At 72.5% G+C, this 17154-nt stretch carries 16 protein-coding genes; 6 read left to right on the top strand and 10 right to left on the bottom strand.

All coding sequences use genetic code 11. The annotated features are described in order from the left end of the window. Positions 1-84 precede the first annotated feature (84 nt). The 3 genes from ACGFZF_RS17155 to ACGFZF_RS17145 all read left to right on the top strand — a co-directional run bounded on the left by ACGFZF_RS17155 (position 85) and on the right by ACGFZF_RS17145 (position 4006). Positions 85-1497, top strand: a complete 1413-nt coding sequence (locus tag ACGFZF_RS17155) for a family 2B encapsulin nanocompartment shell protein (protein ID WP_393554818.1) — start codon at positions 85-87, stop codon at positions 1495-1497. Positions 1498-1740: 243 nt separating this feature from the next. After that, positions 1741-3102: a family 2 encapsulin nanocompartment cargo protein terpene cyclase gene (locus tag ACGFZF_RS17150; RefSeq protein WP_393554816.1), complete on the top strand. Its 1362-nt coding sequence runs from the start codon at positions 1741-1743 to the stop codon at positions 3100-3102. 16 nt (positions 3103-3118) lie between these two features. Continuing rightward, positions 3119-4006, top strand: coding sequence for a geranyl diphosphate 2-C-methyltransferase (locus ACGFZF_RS17145; RefSeq protein WP_393554814.1), 888 nt, complete (start codon positions 3119-3121; stop codon positions 4004-4006). A 100-nt stretch (positions 4007-4106) separates the two neighbouring features. Here ACGFZF_RS17145 and ACGFZF_RS17140 read toward each other — a convergent pair whose 3' ends face one another. Together ACGFZF_RS17140 and ACGFZF_RS17135 are read right to left on the bottom strand one after the other, a co-directional pair. Then, positions 4107-5129 carry an LCP family protein gene (locus ACGFZF_RS17140; RefSeq protein ID WP_393554812.1) on the bottom strand — a complete coding sequence of 341 codons (1023 nt, stop codon included), beginning with the start codon at positions 5127-5129 and terminating at the stop codon, positions 4107-4109. Between the two features lie 211 nt (positions 5130-5340). Next, positions 5341-6756, bottom strand: a complete 1416-nt coding sequence (locus tag ACGFZF_RS17135; protein ID WP_393554810.1) for a chondroitinase-B domain-containing protein — start codon at positions 6754-6756, stop codon at positions 5341-5343. Positions 6757-7096: 340 nt separating this feature from the next. On the opposite strand from ACGFZF_RS17135, the gene ACGFZF_RS17130 reads away from it, so the two are divergent. Together ACGFZF_RS17130 and ACGFZF_RS17125 are read left to right on the top strand one after the other, a co-directional pair. Continuing rightward, positions 7097-8161, top strand: a complete 1065-nt coding sequence (locus tag ACGFZF_RS17130; protein WP_393554808.1) for a nitrous oxide reductase family maturation protein NosD — start codon at positions 7097-7099, stop codon at positions 8159-8161. Between the two features lie 64 nt (positions 8162-8225). Next, positions 8226-9254 (top strand): methyltransferase, encoded by a 1029-nt coding sequence (locus tag ACGFZF_RS17125; protein ID WP_393554806.1) that lies wholly within the window; start codon positions 8226-8228, stop codon positions 9252-9254. Between the two features lie 82 nt (positions 9255-9336). On the opposite strand, the gene ACGFZF_RS17120 is transcribed toward ACGFZF_RS17125, so the two are convergent. The 7 genes from ACGFZF_RS17120 to ACGFZF_RS17090 form a co-directional block, all read right to left on the bottom strand. Beyond that, the gene (locus tag ACGFZF_RS17120; protein WP_147981404.1) at positions 9337-9663 is read right to left on the bottom strand and encodes a TcmI family type II polyketide cyclase; all 327 of its coding nucleotides are present in this window, start codon (positions 9661-9663) and stop codon (positions 9337-9339) included. Between the two features lie 24 nt (positions 9664-9687). Further along, positions 9688-10167, bottom strand: coding sequence for an SRPBCC family protein (locus ACGFZF_RS17115; protein ID WP_356600173.1), 480 nt, complete (start codon positions 10165-10167; stop codon positions 9688-9690). 1 nt (position 10168) lies between these two features. Further along, positions 10169-10429, bottom strand: coding sequence for a phosphopantetheine-binding protein (locus ACGFZF_RS17110; protein ID WP_147981406.1), 261 nt, complete (start codon positions 10427-10429; stop codon positions 10169-10171). A 26-nt stretch (positions 10430-10455) separates the two neighbouring features. Beyond that, positions 10456-11703, bottom strand: coding sequence for a ketosynthase chain-length factor (locus tag ACGFZF_RS17105; RefSeq protein ID WP_393554803.1), 1248 nt, complete (start codon positions 11701-11703; stop codon positions 10456-10458). After that, a complete protein-coding gene (locus tag ACGFZF_RS17100) occupies positions 11700-12968 on the bottom strand; it encodes a beta-ketoacyl-[acyl-carrier-protein] synthase family protein (RefSeq protein WP_393554801.1) in 1269 nt (422 codons plus the stop codon). The genes ACGFZF_RS17105 and ACGFZF_RS17100 overlap by 4 nt, the downstream gene beginning before the upstream one ends. Continuing rightward, positions 12965-13444, bottom strand: coding sequence for a cupin domain-containing protein (locus ACGFZF_RS17095; RefSeq protein WP_393554800.1), 480 nt, complete (start codon positions 13442-13444; stop codon positions 12965-12967). The genes ACGFZF_RS17100 and ACGFZF_RS17095 overlap by 4 nt, the downstream gene beginning before the upstream one ends. Positions 13445-13511: 67 nt before the next feature. Beyond that, positions 13512-14636: a SchA/CurD-like domain-containing protein gene (locus ACGFZF_RS17090; protein ID WP_393554798.1), complete on the bottom strand. Its 1125-nt coding sequence runs from the start codon at positions 14634-14636 to the stop codon at positions 13512-13514. 250 nt (positions 14637-14886) lie between these two features. Between ACGFZF_RS17090 and ACGFZF_RS17085 the strand changes: the two genes are divergently transcribed. Further along, entirely contained in the window at positions 14887-16554 is a 1668-nt protein-coding gene (locus ACGFZF_RS17085; RefSeq protein ID WP_393554796.1) for an FAD-dependent oxidoreductase, read from the top strand. Between the two features lie 71 nt (positions 16555-16625). On the opposite strand, the gene ACGFZF_RS17080 is transcribed toward ACGFZF_RS17085, so the two are convergent. After that, positions 16626-17126, bottom strand: a complete 501-nt coding sequence (locus tag ACGFZF_RS17080; RefSeq protein ID WP_393554794.1) for a DUF1269 domain-containing protein — start codon at positions 17124-17126, stop codon at positions 16626-16628. Positions 17127-17154: the final 28 nt, after the last annotated feature.

The raw sequence follows: 17154 nt of genomic DNA, 5'->3' as shown, positions 1-17154 counted from the left end.
CATTCGCCCCATCGTCCCGGTCCTCTTCCGCCGGTCGGCGTGCGCCTGCGCCGACCCCGAGTCCCGCGAAGGAGCCCTCGCCCGATGACCGCCCAGATCGACCCGCAAGCGCAGCTGGAGCCGCCTCGGCGGTCCAGTCTGAGCACCGCGGCCGCCCGCAAGCTCGCCACCACGACCAAATCCGCCCCGCAGATGCAGGAGATCACCTCCCGCTGGCTGCTGCGGATGCTCCCCTGGGTGGAGACCAAGGGCGGCGCGTACCGGGTGAACCGCCGGCTGAGCTACACCGTCGGCGACGGGCGCGTCGACTTCGTCCAGGACGGCGGACAGGTACGGGTGATCCCGCGGGAGCTCGGCGAACTCGCCCTGCTGCGCGGCTTCGAGGACGTCGAGGTGCTCGGCACGCTCGCCTGCCGGTGCGTCCAGCGGGACTTCCGCGCCGGCGAGGTACTGGTCGAACGCGGGGCCCCGGCCGGGGAGATCCACCTCATCGCGCACGGACGGATCAACCAGACCTCCGTCGGCAGGTACGGCGACGAGGTGGCCGTCACCGTGCTCGCCGACGGCGACCGCTTCGGAGAGCACGCCCTTCTGGACGCCGACGCCCGATGGGACCACACCGCCACCGCCGAGACCGCGGGCACCCTCCTGACCCTGTCCCGGGCCGACTTCGCCGCCGTGATGTCCGCCGCGCCCGGACTCCGGGCCCATGTCGACGCCTTCGGCTCGCTGCCCCGGCAGCGGCAGAACCGTCACGGCGAGGCCGAGATCGCCATGTCCGCCGGACACGTCGGCGAGGTCGCGCTGCCCGGCGCCTTCGTCGACTACGAGCTCCAGCCGCGCGAGTACGAACTCTCCGTCGCCCAGACGGTGCTTCGGGTCCACACCCGGGTCGCCGACCTCTACAACGGGCCGATGAACCAGACCGAGGAGCAACTCCGGCTCACCATCGAGGCGTTGCGCGAGCGCCAGGAACACGAGCTGATCAACAACCGCGAGTTCGGGCTCCTCCACAACGCCGACTTCAAGCAGCGGATCCAGCCTCACGCCGGCCCGCCCACCCCGGACGACCTCGACGAACTGCTCTGCCGGCGTCGCGGCACGAAGCTGTTCCTCGCCCATCCCCGGACGATCGCGGCGATCGGCCGCGAACTCAACGCCCGGGGGATCCACCCCGACCACATGGACCTCGACGGACAGCAGGTCGTGGCCTGGCGCGGCGTCCCGATCCTGCCCTGCGACAAGATCCCCGTCAGCAGGGAGAACACCAGCTCCATCCTCGCCATGCGCACCGGCGAGGACAACCAGGGTGTCATCGGGCTGCGCCAGACCGGACTGCCGGAGGAGTACGAGCCGGGGCTCTCGGTGCGCTTCATGGGCGTCGACGAACGGTCGATCATCTCCTACCTGGTCACGACCTACTACTCCGCCGCGATCCTGGTGCCCAACGCGCTCGGCGTGCTGGAGAACGTGCAGATCGCCCGCCGGCGCGACTGAGGCCCGTCCGGTACCTCCCGCCGGCCTGCGGAGCCGCCCACACGGGCCGCTCCCGACCGCCCTCCGCGGTCCGGCCGACACGGTGCCGCTGCCGCACGGCCCGCGGCGCCCCGTGCCCGCCCCCGGCGCCCGGCCCGCCGGAAACCCGGCCCCGTACGACGTCCGCCACCGCCCTGAGCCTCCCGGGCCGGTCGAGCGTGCCCCGGACACGGGGCAGCCCACCCATCAACCAAGGAGTCACGGATGCCCGATCCCGGGCTTTCCCCTCTGCAGTCGAGCCTGCCCGACGCGGCGGCCCGCTTCGGGGCCCACGTCCTCGCCCGGACCGTCGAGTCGGCCTCCGGCGTGGTCGCCGACGCGCCCCCGTCCGGCGTCGACGCCGCCGGCGCGGAGCCCTCCGCTCCGGCCGCCCCCGCTCCGCCCGCGCGTCACGCCCTGCCCACCGGCCCCTCGCTCCCCTTCCGCAGGGCGTCCCCGGCCGCCCCCGCGGCGGACATCGCCGCCCCGGCCCCCGCCCCGGGCCGGATCCCGAGCGGACCCCGTGGCCTCGGGACGGCGGGGCTGTACCCGGGCCGCCGCGAGGCGTCGCCGGGACCGCCGCCTGCGGCGGCCCCGGCACCGGCGGAGGGGCGGCCGATCCCCGGCCTCTACCACCACCCCGTACCGGAACCCGACCCGGCGCGCGTCGAGGAGGTCGGCCGCCGGATCAAGTCCTGGGCGGTGGACGAGGTGGAGCTGTTCCCCGACGAGTGGGAGGGGCAGTTCGACGGCTTCTCCGTCGGGCGCTACATGGTCGCCTGCCATCCCGACGCGCCGACGGTCGACCACCTGATGATCGCCACCCGCCTGATGGTCGCCGAGAACGCGCTCGACGACTGCTACTGCGAGGACCACGGGGGTTCGCCCGTCGGCCTCGGCGGACGCCTGCTCCTCGCGCACACCGCCCTCGACGCGCTGCACACGACGGAGGAGTACCAGCCCCGGTGGGCCGAGTCGCTGCACGCGGACGCCCCGCGGCGCGCCTACCGCTCCGCGATGGAGTACTTCGTTCGCCACTCCACCCCCTCCCAGGCCGACCGCTACCGGCACGACATGGCCCGGCTGCACCTCGGCTACCTCGCGGAGGCCGCGTGGGCCGAGACGGACCACGTGCCCGAGGTGTGGGAGTACCTGGCGATGCGCCAGTTCAACAACTTCCGGCCCTGCCCCACCATCACCGACACCGTCGGCGGCTACGAACTGCCGGCGGACCTGCACGCCCAGCCGGCCATGCAGCGGGTCCTGGCGCTCGCCGGAAACGCCAGCACCATCGTCAACGACCTCTACTCGTACACCAAGGAGCTCGCCGCCCCCGGCCGGCACCTGAACCTGCCCGTGGTGATCGCCGAACGCGAGGGCGTCTCCGACCGGGACGCCTATCTGAAGGCGGTCGGGGTCCACAACGACCTCATGCGCGACTTCGAGGCCGAAGCCGCCGCGCTGGCCGCCGCCTGCCCCCTCCCGGGCGTGCTCCGCTTCCTGCGCGGAGTGGCCGTGTGGGTGGACGGCAACCACTACTGGCACCAGACCAACACCTATCGCTACAGCCTGCCCGATTTCTGGTAGAGAAACGGAATCATCAGTGACCAGCACCGAGTTCAGCACCCTCGACGGCACCGCCTCCGCGTTCATCCCCGCCCCCGCGTCGCCGTACCAGGGCGACATCGCCCGCTACTGGGACGGCGAGGCCAGGCCCGTGAACCTGCGCCTCGGCGACGTCGACGGGCTCTACCACCACCACTACGGCGTCGGCGACGTCGACCACGCCGCGATCGGGGACCCCGCGGACAGTGCCTACGAGAAGAAGCTGATCGCCGAACTGCACCGCCTGGAGTCGGCGCAGACCGACGTGCTCCTCGACAACCTCGGTGCGATCGGACGCGACGACACACTCGTCGACGCCGGCTGCGGACGCGGCGGCTCGATGGTCATGGCCCACCAGCGCTTCGGCTGCAAGGTCGAGGGCGTCACCCTGTCGGCCAAGCAGGCGGACTTCGCCAACCGGCGCGCCGGGGAGCTCGGCATCGGCGACCGCGTCCGCGCCCGCGTGTGCAACATGCTCGCCACGCCGTTCGAGACGGGCCGGGCCGCGGCCTCGTGGAACAACGAGTCGAGCATGTACGTCGATCTGCAGGACCTCTTCGCCGAGCACTCCCGGGTCCTCGCGGTCGGCGGCCGCTACGTCACCATCACCGGCTGCTGGAACCCTCGCTACGGCCAGCCGTCGAAGTGGGTCTCGCAGATCAACGCGCACTTCGAGTGCAACATCCACTCCCGGCGCGAATACCTGCGGGCGATGGCCGACAACCGCCTCGTGCCGCAGACCGTGATCGACCTGACGCCCGAGACGCTGCCCTACTGGGAGCTGCGGGCGACGTCGTCACTGGTGACGGGGATCGAGGAGGCGTTCATCAACTCGTACAAGGACGGCTCCTTCCAGTACGTGCTGATCGCGGCCGACCGGGTCTGACGGGAGCCGGGACCCGCGGGACGAGTGCCGGGCCCCTGTGCGTCGCGCGCGACGCACAGGGGCCCTCTCCGCCGTTCCGTCCCCGGGTCGGGACGCCCGATCAGTTCGTCGCCGCGCGCAGCCGGTCGACCCGGTGGGTGGAGAGGTAGGCCGCCATGGAGCTCTCCTTGAAGGCCTTCCACAGCTCTGCGCAGGCCGGCCGGTCCAGATGCACCACCGACTGGCCCTTCTCGGTGCCGGTGCCCTTCACGGGCGCGTTCATGAAGGTCATGTCGCCGGCCCGGACCCCCTTCATGTTCCAGACCAGCTCACGCATGTCCGTGTCGCTGAACCGCTCGTCGACACTGATGGTGTCGGTGAAGATGTCCAGGGTCTCCTTCAGCCGGAGCGGATCGCTCAGCGAGGCCGAGGTCGTCACCTTCTCCAGGACCGTGCGCAGGTAGTTCTGCTGCCGGTGGGCCCGGTCGAGGTCGCCGTTCGGCAGGCTCTTGCGCTCGCCCACGTAGGCCAGCGCCTGCTCCCCGTTCATGTGCCGGCGCTCCCCGTCGGGCATCGACATGTCGACGCCGCCGACGGCGTCCGTGAGCTTCCGGAATCCGTTCCAGTCGATGACGGCGAAGTGGTCGACGCGGACGTCGGTCAGTCGCTGGACCGTGTCGATGAGCAGCGGCGGACCGCCCCAGGAGTAGGCGGCGTTCAGCTTCGCCCGGCCGCGGCCGGGGATGTCCACCCACGAGTCGCGGGGCAGCGAGACGACGTACGCGCTGGAGTGGTCGTCGGGGATGTGCACGAGCATCATCGCGTCGCTGCGCTGGTCGCCGTACTTCCAGAGGGCGCCCTTCGCGTCGTTGCCGGTCGTCGCGACGGCCGAGCGCGAGTCGAGGCCCACCAGGAGGTAGTTCCGGCCGCCGCGGGACGGGGGCGGAACGGGCGCGTTCGTCGGGAAGGTCTGGGGGATGCGCTGCACGCGCCCGGTGTAGTGCTCGTAGGCCCAGTAACCCGTCCCCGCCGTGAGCAGCCCCGCGGCGACCAGCAGGGCGAGCGCGGTCAGCAGCACCGTCCTCGGCCTGGGGCGTCTTCGGCGTGCACCGTCACCGGTCTCGGTCTGTGCGGGCTTGCTCATCTTGTGCTGCTCCGTCCCCCTCGAACTGGTGCGTCAGAATAGCCAGTTGTGCCCACCCGGCAACAGCCGGTCGCCGGGGGCGTTCTCGGGGCCGCGGGGGCGTCGCCCGGGTGGCTGGTGCGGCGCGGCGGGGGAGGGGACGGACGCCGCCGGGCCCCGCGCCGTCCCGCCGCCGGGATCGGCAGAGGGACGGGGCCGGGCGCACTGCCGCTCAGGCGGCGTTCGGGCCCACGTCGGCCGGGGTGAGGGGGCGGCGCAGCGGAGCCGCCGTCGTGTACTCGTCGGCGCCGACGTCGCGGCCGGTTCCGCGCGCGTGACCGTCGACGTCCTCGGTCACGTCCGTGCCCGTGAGCGTCGCCGCGTCGATCGCCGGGCTGCCGGCGGACAGCCGGAAGACGCCGTCGGACTCCTGCCGCAGGAGCGGGTCGACCCGGCGGAATCCGCTCGCGGGGATCGTGCCGTCGGACGCCCGGCCCCACAGGATGTTCCCCTGCCAGGTGAAGCCGACCGTCTGTCCCATCGCGACCAGGCTGCCGGCATCGCCGACCAGCAGGTTGTCGGCGACGACCACGTTCTGCGGCGGGTACGCGCGGGACTCGCCGGAGAGCGTGCCGGCGTTGCCGACCAGGGTGTTGTGCAGGACCAGCGCACGGTCGGCGGCGTCGTTCCCGCGCCGCTCGTCGACGCTCTCGCCCGCGTGGTGGTCGCGGGTGGTGCCGCTGCCGATCACCAGGGCACGGCCCGACAGACCGGCGAGGTGGTTGTTGACGATCAGGTGGTCGTTGCCGTAGACGCGCACGCCGTCCGTGCCGCCGAGCAGGTGGTTGCCCTCCACGCGTGAGCGGTTGCCGTGGCGCAGCACGATGCCGCCGCGGCTGTCGCGGATCGTGTTGTGGCGGATGACGTTGTCGGAGGACTTCACCGAGATCGCCTCGGGGTCGCCGTCGCACCGCTCGAAGAGGTTGTACTCCACCACCGCGTTCGCGCTCGACAGCGCCCGGCCGCTGACACCGAGCCGGATCGGCTCACCGCCGTTGGCACCGGTGTAGGTGTGGTCGGAGAAGTGGTTGCGGAGGACGTGGAGGCGCTGGGCCATCGCGGTCGTCCCCGGGCCGTCGGCGACGAGGAAGATCCCCTCCGTCGTCCGGCCGTGGAAGTGGTTGCGGTCGATCTTGGTGTCGTCGCCGCGGACGACCACCCAGTCGAGCCCGCTGACATCGGCGAGCCGGAAGTCGTTGCGGGTCAGGCGGATGCGCGTGCAGCTCGCCGGGATCTCCAGGGTGGTGCGCTGCCGGAAGGCGAAACCACTGACGGTGATGTCGCTGGAGTCGCCGAAGACGAAACCGCGCTCGCCGGTGAGGACGGCGCCGCCCCGGGACTCCGCCACGATCGTGATCGGCGCGGCGGTGGTGCCGTGCCGCCCCGAGACGTCGACGGCGCGCCCCGCGGGTACGGCGTACGTGCCGTCCGCCACGACGATCCGGTCGCCGGGAGCCGCCCGGTCGATCGCCCGCTGCAGCGCGTCCAGCGAGGAGACCGTCACGGTGGCCGCCGACGCGCCGGCCGGCAGCAGCGCGCCGAGCGCCGCGCCCAGCACGGTGCCGGTGAGGAACGTCCGTCGTTGCATGGTGCCTCCTGGGGGGAAGGGAACGGGAGCGGGCCGGGCACGCGGCGGCCCCCGGAGGAAGAGGAGGGCCCACCGGTGCCTCGGGCCGCGTCGGTACGGGGCTCCAGCTTCGGCCCCCGGCCTGCCGTTCCGCTGACGTCCCGCTGACGCGACGCTGACGCCGGCGGCGGGGGACCCGGCCGCCGCCCGGCCCGGCGCCCCGCCGTGCCCCCGGCCGCCGGCGTCCGGGCCCGCTTCCGGCCTCCGTCCCCCCACCGCCCGCCGCTGACCGGCTGACGGCCGCTGCCCGCCTGGGGGATCAATGGTGGCGAGTCGGTAGGCGCGCTCATAACTTCGCCATATGACCAGACGACAGATCGCCCTCCTCGCCTGCACCGCGGCTGTCGTGGTGTCGGGGCTGGGCGCCACCACCCCGTCCGCCGACAGCCGAACGGTGCACCGGGTGAAGCCCGGCGAATCGATCCAGAAGGCCGTGGACGCCGCGAAGCCGGGGGACACCGTCCTCCTCGCCCCCGGCACCTACCGCGAGAGCGTCCGCATCACCACCTCGGGCCTGACCCTGCGCGGGTCCGGCCTCTTCCCCAGTCGCATCGAGCCGGGCACCGCCCGGGCCGGCGACGCCTGCGCCAAGGCCGGCAACGGCATCTGCGTGACCGGCACGCAGACCAGCCCGGTCCGTGACGTGTCCGTCCGCTCGCTCACCCTCCACGGCTTCGCCAAGAACGGCCTCTGGTCCTCCTGGACCGACCGCCTCAAGGTCGAGAAGGTGGTCTCCGAGAAGAACGGCCAGTGGGGCATCGCCCAGGAGAAGTCCGTACGCGGCGTCTTCCGCCGCAACGTCGCCCGCGACAACGGCGACGCAGGTCTCTTCGTCGCCAACACCATCGACCAGGAGGCCGGCGCCGCCGACTCCAAGGGCATGGTCATCAGCCGCAACCGGCTGAGCGGCAACCGGATCGGCGTCACCGTCCGGCGCCTGCGGAACCTCACCGTGGACCGCAACGAGGCCACCGGCAACTGCGCCGCGGTCTTCGTGGTCGGCGACGAGTCCAAGCCGCGGGCCGGCGACATGACCCTGCACCGCAACGAGATCCGCGCCAACAACAAGTACTGCCCCAAGACCCCCCGACTGCCCTTCCTGCAGGGCTCGGGCATCGTTCTCACCGGCGCCGAGGACACGAAGGTGACCAGGAACCGGGTCGTCGACAACGTGGGCACCTCGCCGCTCTCGGGCGGCATCGTGCTCTTCAAGAGCTTCGTCGGGGCCCCCAACGAGCGCAACCAGATCCGCGACAACGTCGTGCTGCGCAACGGCACGGCCGACCTCGCCAACCGCGACACCGGCCAGGGCAACACCTTCCGCCGCAACACCTGCACCCTCTCCGAGCCCGCCGGGATGTGCTGAGCAGCCGGTCACCCCACCCACCCCTCACGGCACGACAGCCCGAACAGCAAAGGCAAGGCAACGGATGACGACTGTTGATCCGGCTCCCCCGCCGCCCATGCGGCTGAGGGAGCTCGTTTTCGGGGCGGCGTGCGCCGCCGCCGTCCGCGCGGCCGCCCGCCTCGGCGTGGCGGACGCCCTCGACGACACACCCAGGTCCGTCGAGGACCTGGCCGGGGCGGTGAAGACCCAGCCGCAGACCCTCCGGCGGCTGCTGCGCGCCCTGTCCTGCCAGGGCGTGTTCACGGAGCTGCCCGACGGCACCTTCGCGCACACCGAGATGTCCCGGCTGCTCCGCGAGGACGACCCGCAGAGCCTGCGGTACATCGCCCTGTGGTGCACCGAGCCGTGGACCTGGGACGTCTGGCCCAAGCTCGACGAGGCGGTGCGCTCCGGCCGGAACGTCTTCGAGGACGTGTACGACCGCGAGTTCTTCACCTACCTCAACGAGGACGCGCCCGAGTCCGCGCACGTCTTCAACCGGGCCATGACCACCTCCAGCCGGCAGTCCGCCCAGGACGTCGCCGAGCTGCTCGACCTGCGCGACGTCGCGACCGTCGCCGACATCGGCGGCGGCCAGGGCCACGTCCTGGCCAGCCTGCTGGAGAAGCACCCCGGAGCGCACGGCACCCTGCTCGACCTGCCGGGCGTGGTGGGCAACGCCGACCCGCGCCTGCGCGACGGCGGCACCCTCGCCTCCCGGGTCCGGATCGTGCCCGGGGACTGCCGCGAGGACATCCCGGTCGCGGCGGACGTGTACATCATCAAGAACATCCTGGAGTGGGACGACGACAGCACCCGCCGGGCGCTGGCCAACGTCCGCAAGGCCGCCCGGCCCGGCGCGCGCGTGGTGGTCATCGAGAACCTCGTCGACGACACCCCCTCGATGCGCTTCACGACGGCCATGGACCTGCTGCTGCTCCTCAACGTCGGCGGGGCGAAGCACACCCGTCAGAGCATGGTCGACCGGCTGACGGACGCGGGCCTCGTCATCGACGGGATCCGCCCGGTCAACGCGTACCTCCACGCCTTCGAGTGCACCGTCCCCGGCTGACGCGCGAGGCACCACGACACGAGGCCGCCGGCTCCGCTTTCGATCGCGGAGCCGGCGGCCTCGTGTCATGCGGCGGGGAGCCTCAGGAACCGGCGTCCCAGCGGTAGAAGCAGTTCGCCATGGCGTCCTTGGGGCTGCGCCACGTCTTCGGGTCGTACGCGGTGACGTACGCCGACAGCCGCTCGCTGGCGCTCCGGAACTCGGGGTGACCGGTGAGCTTCGCGATGGCGGGCGCCGGGTCCTCGTCCGACTCGATGAGGTGCAGGTAGACGTCGCCGAACTGGAACAGGCTGCGTCGCTTGACGCCGACCAGGTGAGGGAGTTCGCCGCGGTCCGAAGCGGCGAACACGTCGGCGATCGCCGGCGCCGAATCCGGCGCCATGCGGGCGACGATCAGGGCGTGGTGCATCGGGTGTCCTTCCTGGTTCCGGGGTCAGGCGGGCAGCACCGGCGCGCGCCGGCGGTCGCGGGCGACCTGTTCGACGCGGTCCCGGATGAGGGCCATCTGCGTGCGGGAGTTGCGGTTGATGTTGTCCGTCATCCAGTCGTCGTCGACCGGGGCGTCCGGCTTCATCGCGAAGTCCTGCACCCAGCGCATGTTCACGCCGGCCGGGGTCTGCGTGTACTCCCAGCGGATGTCCATGTGCGCGAAGGGGCCGGTCTCCACGCGGTGCGCCCGCACGGTCCGGGTGGCGACGTCCACGGTCCGCTGCGAGACCCAGCTCCAGACCTTCCCGGACTCGTCCGGGTGCATGGTCAGCCGGAACGTCGTGGTGTCGCCCTCGCGGGAGAGCACCTCCAGGGACGCGTACTCGCTGAAGAGCGTCGGCCAGTTCTCGATGTCGTTGGTGATGTCCCAGACGAGGTCGAGCGGGGCGTCGACGGTGACGCTGTTGTCGGTGTGACCGGACACGTCAGACCCCCGTCCGCAGGCTGCTGTTGACGAGGCCGAGGAACTCGCCGGGGGTCTTGCACCGCTCCGCGTCGGTGGGGAGCGCCCGGCCGTACTGGTTCTCCAGCTCGCCGACGATGCCGAGCAGGCCGAGGGAGTCGAGGCCGAGCGCGCTGAACGGCACGTCCGACGCCTGCTCCAGGTCCTGCGGGGCGACGGTGACCCCGGCGGCCTTCTTCATCAGTGAGGCCAGTTCGTCGAAGGTCACTTCGGTGGTGATCATGCGAGTGTTCTCCTTCCCGCCCGGTCCTACCGGGCGGATTCGCCGCCGCGGCGCACGATGAGCGCCGCGTTGGATCCCATGAGTCCCCGGCTGAGGACCAGGGCCGTGCGCAGCTCGGCGGGGCGAGCGCGGGACATCACCAGATCGAGGTCGTGGCAGATGTCGAACACGTTGGGGGTGGGGGGTACCTGGCCGTGCTCCATGGCGAGCACCGCGGCCGCGGTGTCCAGCAGCGGGGCCCCGCAGTAGGCGCGGCCCGTACCGGTCTTGGGCGCCGTGACCGGGACCCGGGTGCCGTGCGCGCCGAGGGCGTCGGCGATCGCGAGGGCCTCCGCCCGGTCGGCCTCCGGCACGCCGAGCGCGTCGGCGAACACGACGTCGATCTCCTCCGGCGCGCAGCCGGCCTCGTCGAGCGCGCCGCGGATCGCGTGGGCGAGCCCCTCCCGGGACTCCTCCCAGCGGGAGGCGCCGGTGAACGTGGCGGCGTGCCCGGCCACGGTGGCCCGGACGGTCGCGCCCCGCTCGCGGGCCCGCGCCTCGTCCTCGACGACGAGCATGGCGCCGCCCTCCGCCGGGACGAAGCCGCAGGCGCCCGTGGTGAAGGGACGGTAGGCCCGGTCGGGGTCCTCGACGGTGCTGAGCTCGGGGTATCCGAGCTGGCAGACCATCGAGTACGGGGCCAGCGGCGCCTCCGCGGCCCCGACGACCATCGCCCCGGTCCCGCGCCGCACCGCCCGGGCCGCGTGGGCGATCGAGTCCAGGCCGCCGGCCTCGTCGCTCGCGACGACGCCGCACGGTCCCTTGAAGCCGCCCCGGATGGAGATCTGGCCGGTGCTGGCGGCGTAGAACCAGGCGATCGACTGGTACGGGCCGACGAACCGCGAACCCTGTCCCCACAGCTTCTGGAGCTCCCGCTGGCCGAACTCGCCGCCGCCGGAACCGGCGGCGGTGACGACACCGACGGAGAACGGATCCGCCGGGGCGTCGCGGCCGAGGCCGGCGTCGTCGAGGGCGAGCGAGGCCGCGGCCATCGCGAAGTGGCTGAACCGGTCCGTCTGGACGAGGAACCGCTCCTCGATGAGGGCCGAGGCGTCGAAGGCCCGGACCTCGCCCGCGACGCGGAGCGGCAGGTGACCGCATCCCTCGCGGGTGATCCGGTCCAGGACGCCGAGGCCCTCCGACGTGGACTTCCAGAACGCCTCGGCGCTCAGTCCGTTGGGGGCGATCACACCGACGCCGGTGACGACCGCGTTCCGTGGGCGCTGCGTGCTCATCGTGTCCTCCCACCGGCCCCGGTCAGGAGGACCGCGGACTGGAAGCCGCCGAACCCGCTGCCGACGGAGAGCACGTTCCTCAGCTTCCGGGGGCGGGCGGTGCGCGGCACGTAGTCCAGGTCGCACTCGGGGTCGGGAGTCTCGTAGTTCGCCGTCGGAGGCACCACCTGGTGCTTCATCGCCAGGACGCAGGCGGCGACCTCGATCGCGCCGATCGCGCCGAGCGAGTGCCCCACCATGGACTTGATGGAGCTCATGGGCGTGTCGTAGGCGTGGGCGCCGAGCGAGCGCTTCACCGCGGCGGTCTCGTGCCGGTCGTTCTGCCGGGTCCCCGAGCCGTGCGCGTTGACGTAGTCGACCAGCGTGGGGTCGAGACGGGCCTGGTCGAGCGTGGAGTCGATGGCCCGGGCCATCTCCAGCCCCTCGCCCGTCAGACCGGTCATGTGGTACGCGTTGCCGAAGGTGGCGTAGCCGCCGATCTCGCAGTAGATGTGCGCACCGCGGGCGCGGGCGTGCTCGTACTCCTCCAGGACGAGGACCGCCGCGCCCTCGCCCATCACGAAGCCGTTGCGGTCGGCGTCGAAGGGGCGGGAGGCGTGCGCCGGGTCGTCGTTGTTCGGCGAGGTGGCCTTGATCGCGTCGAAGCAGGCCATGGTGATCGGGGATATGGGGGAGTCGGACGCACCCGCGATGCACACGTCGGCCCGGCCCTCCTCGATGGTGTGGAAGGCGTACCCGACCGCGTCGAGTCCGGAGGTGCACCCCGTCGAGACGGTCTGCACCGGACCCCGCGCGCCGAACCGCTCGGCGACGACCGAGGCGAGGGTGCTCGGCGCGAACGCCATGTGCAGCTTCGGCTCGGCGGGGCGGTGGTCGACGTCCCAGCGGCTGCCGCCCTCGCTGACGAGGACGTAGTCGTGCTCCAGCCGGGTGGTGCCGCCGACGGCGCTGCCCAGCGAGACCGCGACGCGCCACGGGTCCTCGCGGTCCGTGTCGAGTCCGGAGTCGCGCACCGCCTCGTCGGCGGCGACCGCGGCGAACTGGATGTACCGGTCGGCGTGCCGGCCCAGCTCCGGATCGAGGCCGTGCTCGAGCGGGTCGAAGTCGCATTCCGCGGCGATGCGCGAGCGCAGCCCGGCCGGGTCGAACAGGCTGATGCCGCGGGTCGCGGTGCGGCCGTCGGACAGGAGGTCCCAGAACGCCGTCGCTCCGGTGCCGCCCGGAGCCACCACGCCGATGCCGGTGATGGCCACCCGGCGCGTCACTCGATGGCCCCGCTTCGCTCGGACGCCTGTCCGGGATCCTTCGCGGACAGGTGCGGGCCGGAGACGACGAAGTGCGGGCTCGCGGTGTCGTCGGTCGGCTCCGTGTCGACGTGACCCAGGCTCGGCCGGGGCGCCAGCGGGCCGAGGTGGAAGACCATCCGGGCCTCGACGTCCCCGACGTTGCGGAAGCGGTGCCGCACGTCGATCGGGATCAGCAGGCCCTGGTCCGGCCGGAGGGCGAACGTCTCGCCGTCCAGGTCCACTTCGAGCCCGCCGGAGACGACGTACACGAACTCCTCGGAGTACGGGTGGTAGTGCTCGCCGATGCGCTCGCCGGGCTGCACGATGGCCAGGCCCATGAAGCCGCTGGTGGAGCCCACGGTTGCGGGCGTGAGCATGGCCCGCAGGTCACCTCCGCGCCTGCGGTTGGGTTCCGTGTCGCTCAGGTTCACGATGCGTGGTGCCTGCTTGAGCATGGTTGATACCTCCGGGGGTGGCAGTGACGTCCGGGGGAGCGGCCGCGGCGCGGGCCGCGGCGCTCCGTCAGGAATCCGCAGACCTGCGGTCGGTGATCGGCAGCATGTCGGCGTGGGACAACAGCCGGTTGATGTTGCGGTCCGTGTCCAGCGCACCCTCGACGCCGATGGCGGCGCCGTCGAGGAGGCGCTGCAGCTCCGCGGCCTTGCCGGGGCCCTTGAGGCCGAGCGAGGCGACGGGGTCGAGGTCGAGCTCCCGCGCGGTGTCGACGAGACGCACCACGATGTCGTCGCGCTGGAAGACCGTGCTGCCGTGGATCGGGCTGTCCGGGTCGTCCGCCGCCGCCTGGTCCTGGTGGGCCAGGAGCCGCGCGAGCTCCATCCCGCAGCCCTCCTTGGCCGGGTAGAACAGCGCGTGGCGCCGCAGCTCGGCGGGCTCGGGCCGCCCGGAGACCACGTGGTGGACGGCGGGCAGGGCCGCCCGGGTGAAGAAGACCCGCGCCGAGTCCGAGTCGGTCAGGTCCCGGTCCTGCTCCAGGTACGGGTTGATGGCCTCCTCGACCGCGCGGACCTCGGGCTGGCGGGAGACGTGGCGCAGTGCGGCCATCAGGTCGCCCTCCACCTCCATGGCCCGCACGACCCGGTTGCCGTGCATGAAGAGCGAGGTCCGGCGCAGCCGGGTGTTGTCGTCGACCTGGGCCTTGGGGGACTTGTAGCCCGCCAGGAGCTCCGCGACCTTCGACTCGGAGCCGGGCTTCACCGTGAAGGTGAGGGCGTGGCGTGCCACTCCGTCGCCCACGCGGGCCGCGACTTCCTCGCCGGCCGCGGGCCGGGGCCGCTCGGAGGACTGGGCCGGGTTGGTCTCCCGGAGGATGCTGTAGCGCATGGAGCGGGTGTCCCGGACGCAGCTGTGCATCGGCCGGACGGTCTCGACGTGCTCCTCGCTGTTCACCCAGGCGAGGAAGGGCGGCGCGCTCTCCCACTCGCTGGTGATGAGCCACTGCGAGGGGTTCTCGATCGACTGGCAGAGCTGGTCGCTGATGTGCCCGGGGATGGACGCGACCTGGTTGCGCATGTGCTCGTAGGCGTCGAGGAACTGCTGCTGGGCTCCTTCGTACAGGTCCAGCAGCAGGATCACCCGCAACCTGGACCCGTCGAACGCTGACTGCGAGATGCGGCTCGTGATGGTCATCCGGCGTACCTCTCCTCTTCTTCGTGGAAGCCGGGACGGTGCGGAAGCGAAGGGCGACCGCCGCGGCCGACGGGCCGGGGGCGCCATGAGCCGATCGTTGACGCGAGCCCCCGTGTGCGCGAGCCCCACGGGGCGGACGAGTGAACTGCGCGTCAACCGGGTGCCCCGGGTGCGCGAACCCCGCGCCCGCCGGGCAGGCATCTGCATCCCATCCCTGATGCGCGTCCCGGACGGACGCTGGAGGCATTCGATGAACCGATACGAAGAGGCCGGCGAGGACGGTCACCACACGCCCGTCCTCGTCGTCGGCGGCTCGCTGGTGGGCCTGTCCACCTCGCTGTTCCTGGGACGCCTCGGAGTGCCGCACGTCCTCGTGGAGCGGCACGCGGGCACCTCGATCCATCCGCGTGGACGCGGGAACAACGTGCGCACGATGGAGCTGTTCCGGGTCGCCGGTGTGCAGCGGCGCATCGAGGAGGCGGCGTCGGTCCTGTCGGCCAACAACGGCATCCTCCAGGCGACGAGCCTGGCGGGCGATGCCGGCGAGTGGCTGTTCAAGGAGATCGACCCGGGCGGCGGCCTGGCCCGCTTCAGCCCCGGCAAGTGGTGCCTGTGCAGCCAGAACGACCTGGAGCCGGTGCTGCTGGACAGCGCCCGTGACCTGGGCGCGGACCTCCGCTTCGCCACCGAGCTGATGTCGTTCGAGCAGGACGCCGAGGGGGTGACCGCGCGGGTCAAGAGCAGGGAGACCGGCGAGCACACCACCATCCGGGCGGACTACCTCGTCGCCGCCGACGGCCCGCGCAGCCCGATCCGCGAGGCGCTCGGCATCGCGCAGGGCGGCGCCGGCGACCTGTTCCACAACGTCAGCGTCACGTTCACCTCCCGCCGGCTCGCGGCCGTGGTCGGGGACCGGCGCTTCATCGTCTGCTACCTGACCGCCGACGACGCCGACGGCGCCCTCCTGCCGGTCGACAACGAGGAGCGCTGGGTGTTCCACATGCCCTGGCACCCCGAGAACGGCGAGACGCTGGAGGAGTTCACCGACGAGCGCTGCCGCGAGCACATCCGGCGGGCCGTGGGCGTGCCCGACCTCGACGTCGAGATCACCGGCCGAGCCCCCTGGCACGCCGCCGAGCGGGTCGCCGAACGCTACGGGCAGGGACGGGTGTTCCTGGCAGGAGACTCGGCCCACGAGATGTCCCCCACCGGCGCCTTCGGCTCCAACACCGGCATCCAGGACGCGCACAACCTCGCCTGGAAGCTGGCCGCGGTGCTGGGAGGCTGGGCGGGACCCGGCCTCCTGGACTCCTACGACGCGGAGCGCCGGCCCGTCGCGCAGGCGACGGGCGCGCGCGCCTCGACGCGCTCGGTCGAGCACAGCCACCCCGGGTACGCACCCGGTCCGGAGGCCGGGAGCCCGGGCGGTCCCGGCGGCCGGAAGGGCGGCATCCTCAACGTGGTGCTGGGCCACCGCTATCCGCGGGGCGCGGTCGTGGGCGCGGACCCGTCGGTGCCCGTCGTCCCGGAAGGACTGCGGCTGACGGGCGAGCCCGGGAGCCGGGCGCCCCACGTGTGGCTGGACCGCGCCGGGACCCGGGTGTCCACGCTCGACCTGTACGAGCGCTCCCTGGTGCTCCTGAGCGCCGAGGACGGGGCCGGGGCGTGGCACGACGCGGCCGGCCGCGTCGCGCGTGAGCTGGGCGTGCCGCTGGAGGCGTACCGGATCGGCGACGGTCCGGCGGCCGAGCTGTCCCCGGCGAGCGACACGGACTGGGCCGAGGCCCACGGAGTCACGCCCGACGGCGCGGTGCTGGTGCGTCCCGACGGCTTCGTCGCCTGGCGGTCCGAGGGACCGGTGGCGGATCCCGCGGCGACGCTGCGGGAGGCGCTCGCGGCGGTGCTCGACCGTCGCTGAACGCACACGTCACGGAGGGGGCGGGCGCACCGGCGCCCGCCCCCTCCGGCGTGTGAGGGACCTCCGCCCGCTCAGCCGGCGGTCTCGGAGCCGGCGAGCTGCTCGGCGAGCTCCCGCTCGCTGCTCTCCGCGAGCGAGGTCTTGAGCACCGTGCCGCCGAAGGGCTGGAGGGCGGCGGCGAACTTGTCCTCGGTGATCTTCGTGGCCATGATCACGAGGGCCGACGAGCCGGGCGTGAGCAGCGACTGGACCTTCTCCCGGAAGTTCTTGTCCACGCCCATCTGGGTCAGCTTCCCGATCAGCCCGCCGACCGCGGCGCCGACCACGCCGATGCCCGGTGTGAGGATCAGGATGCCGAAGACCATGCCCCACAGGGCGCCGGCGGTGGCCGAGACGGCGATCTTCTCGGACTTCGACGGCGTGTCGACATGGGTCTCGCCGTCCGCGTCCACGGAGACGACGGCGATCCCGCTGAGCTTCAGGACGTGGTTCTTCTCCAGTTCCTGGACCGCCCTGAAGGCCTTGTGCGCGACGGCGTGTTCGTCGTAGCCGACAACGATGAGCTCGGACATCCGGTCCTCCTTTGACGCCTGGCTGGCA

It is taken from the genome of Streptomyces sp. NPDC048338, from assembly GCF_043201055.1.
Taxonomy (GTDB): Bacteria; Actinomycetota; Actinomycetes; order Streptomycetales; family Streptomycetaceae; genus Streptomyces.
The sequence above is the reverse complement of the archived record's forward strand: the minus strand, read 5'-3'. Positions and strand labels throughout refer to the sequence as shown.

What these genes read in the sequence shown, in the direction of transcription:
- ACGFZF_RS17155 (WP_393554818.1), top strand. Translation starts at nt 85, where the DNA reads ATGACCGCCCAGATCGACCCGCAAGCGCAGCTGGAGCCGCCTCGGCGG.
- ACGFZF_RS17150 (WP_393554816.1), top strand. Translation starts at nt 1,741, where the DNA reads ATGCCCGATCCCGGGCTTTCCCCTCTGCAGTCGAGCCTGCCCGACGCG.
- ACGFZF_RS17140 (WP_393554812.1), bottom strand. Translation starts at nt 5,129, where the DNA reads ATGAGCAAGCCCGCACAGACCGAGACCGGTGACGGTGCACGCCGAAGA.
- ACGFZF_RS17135 (WP_393554810.1), bottom strand. Translation starts at nt 6,756, where the DNA reads ATGCAACGACGGACGTTCCTCACCGGCACCGTGCTGGGCGCGGCGCTC.
- ACGFZF_RS17130 (WP_393554808.1), top strand. Translation starts at nt 7,097, where the DNA reads ATGACCAGACGACAGATCGCCCTCCTCGCCTGCACCGCGGCTGTCGTG.
- ACGFZF_RS17125 (WP_393554806.1), top strand. Translation starts at nt 8,226, where the DNA reads ATGACGACTGTTGATCCGGCTCCCCCGCCGCCCATGCGGCTGAGGGAG.
- ACGFZF_RS17120 (WP_147981404.1), bottom strand. Translation starts at nt 9,663, where the DNA reads ATGCACCACGCCCTGATCGTCGCCCGCATGGCGCCGGATTCGGCGCCG.
- ACGFZF_RS17110 (WP_147981406.1), bottom strand. Translation starts at nt 10,429, where the DNA reads ATGATCACCACCGAAGTGACCTTCGACGAACTGGCCTCACTGATGAAG.
- ACGFZF_RS17105 (WP_393554803.1), bottom strand. Translation starts at nt 11,703, where the DNA reads ATGAGCACGCAGCGCCCACGGAACGCGGTCGTCACCGGCGTCGGTGTG.
- ACGFZF_RS17095 (WP_393554800.1), bottom strand. Translation starts at nt 13,444, where the DNA reads ATGCTCAAGCAGGCACCACGCATCGTGAACCTGAGCGACACGGAACCC.
- ACGFZF_RS17090 (WP_393554798.1), bottom strand. Translation starts at nt 14,636, where the DNA reads ATGACCATCACGAGCCGCATCTCGCAGTCAGCGTTCGACGGGTCCAGG.
- ACGFZF_RS17085 (WP_393554796.1), top strand. Translation starts at nt 14,887, where the DNA reads ATGAACCGATACGAAGAGGCCGGCGAGGACGGTCACCACACGCCCGTC.
- ACGFZF_RS17080 (WP_393554794.1), bottom strand. Translation starts at nt 17,126, where the DNA reads ATGTCCGAGCTCATCGTTGTCGGCTACGACGAACACGCCGTCGCGCAC.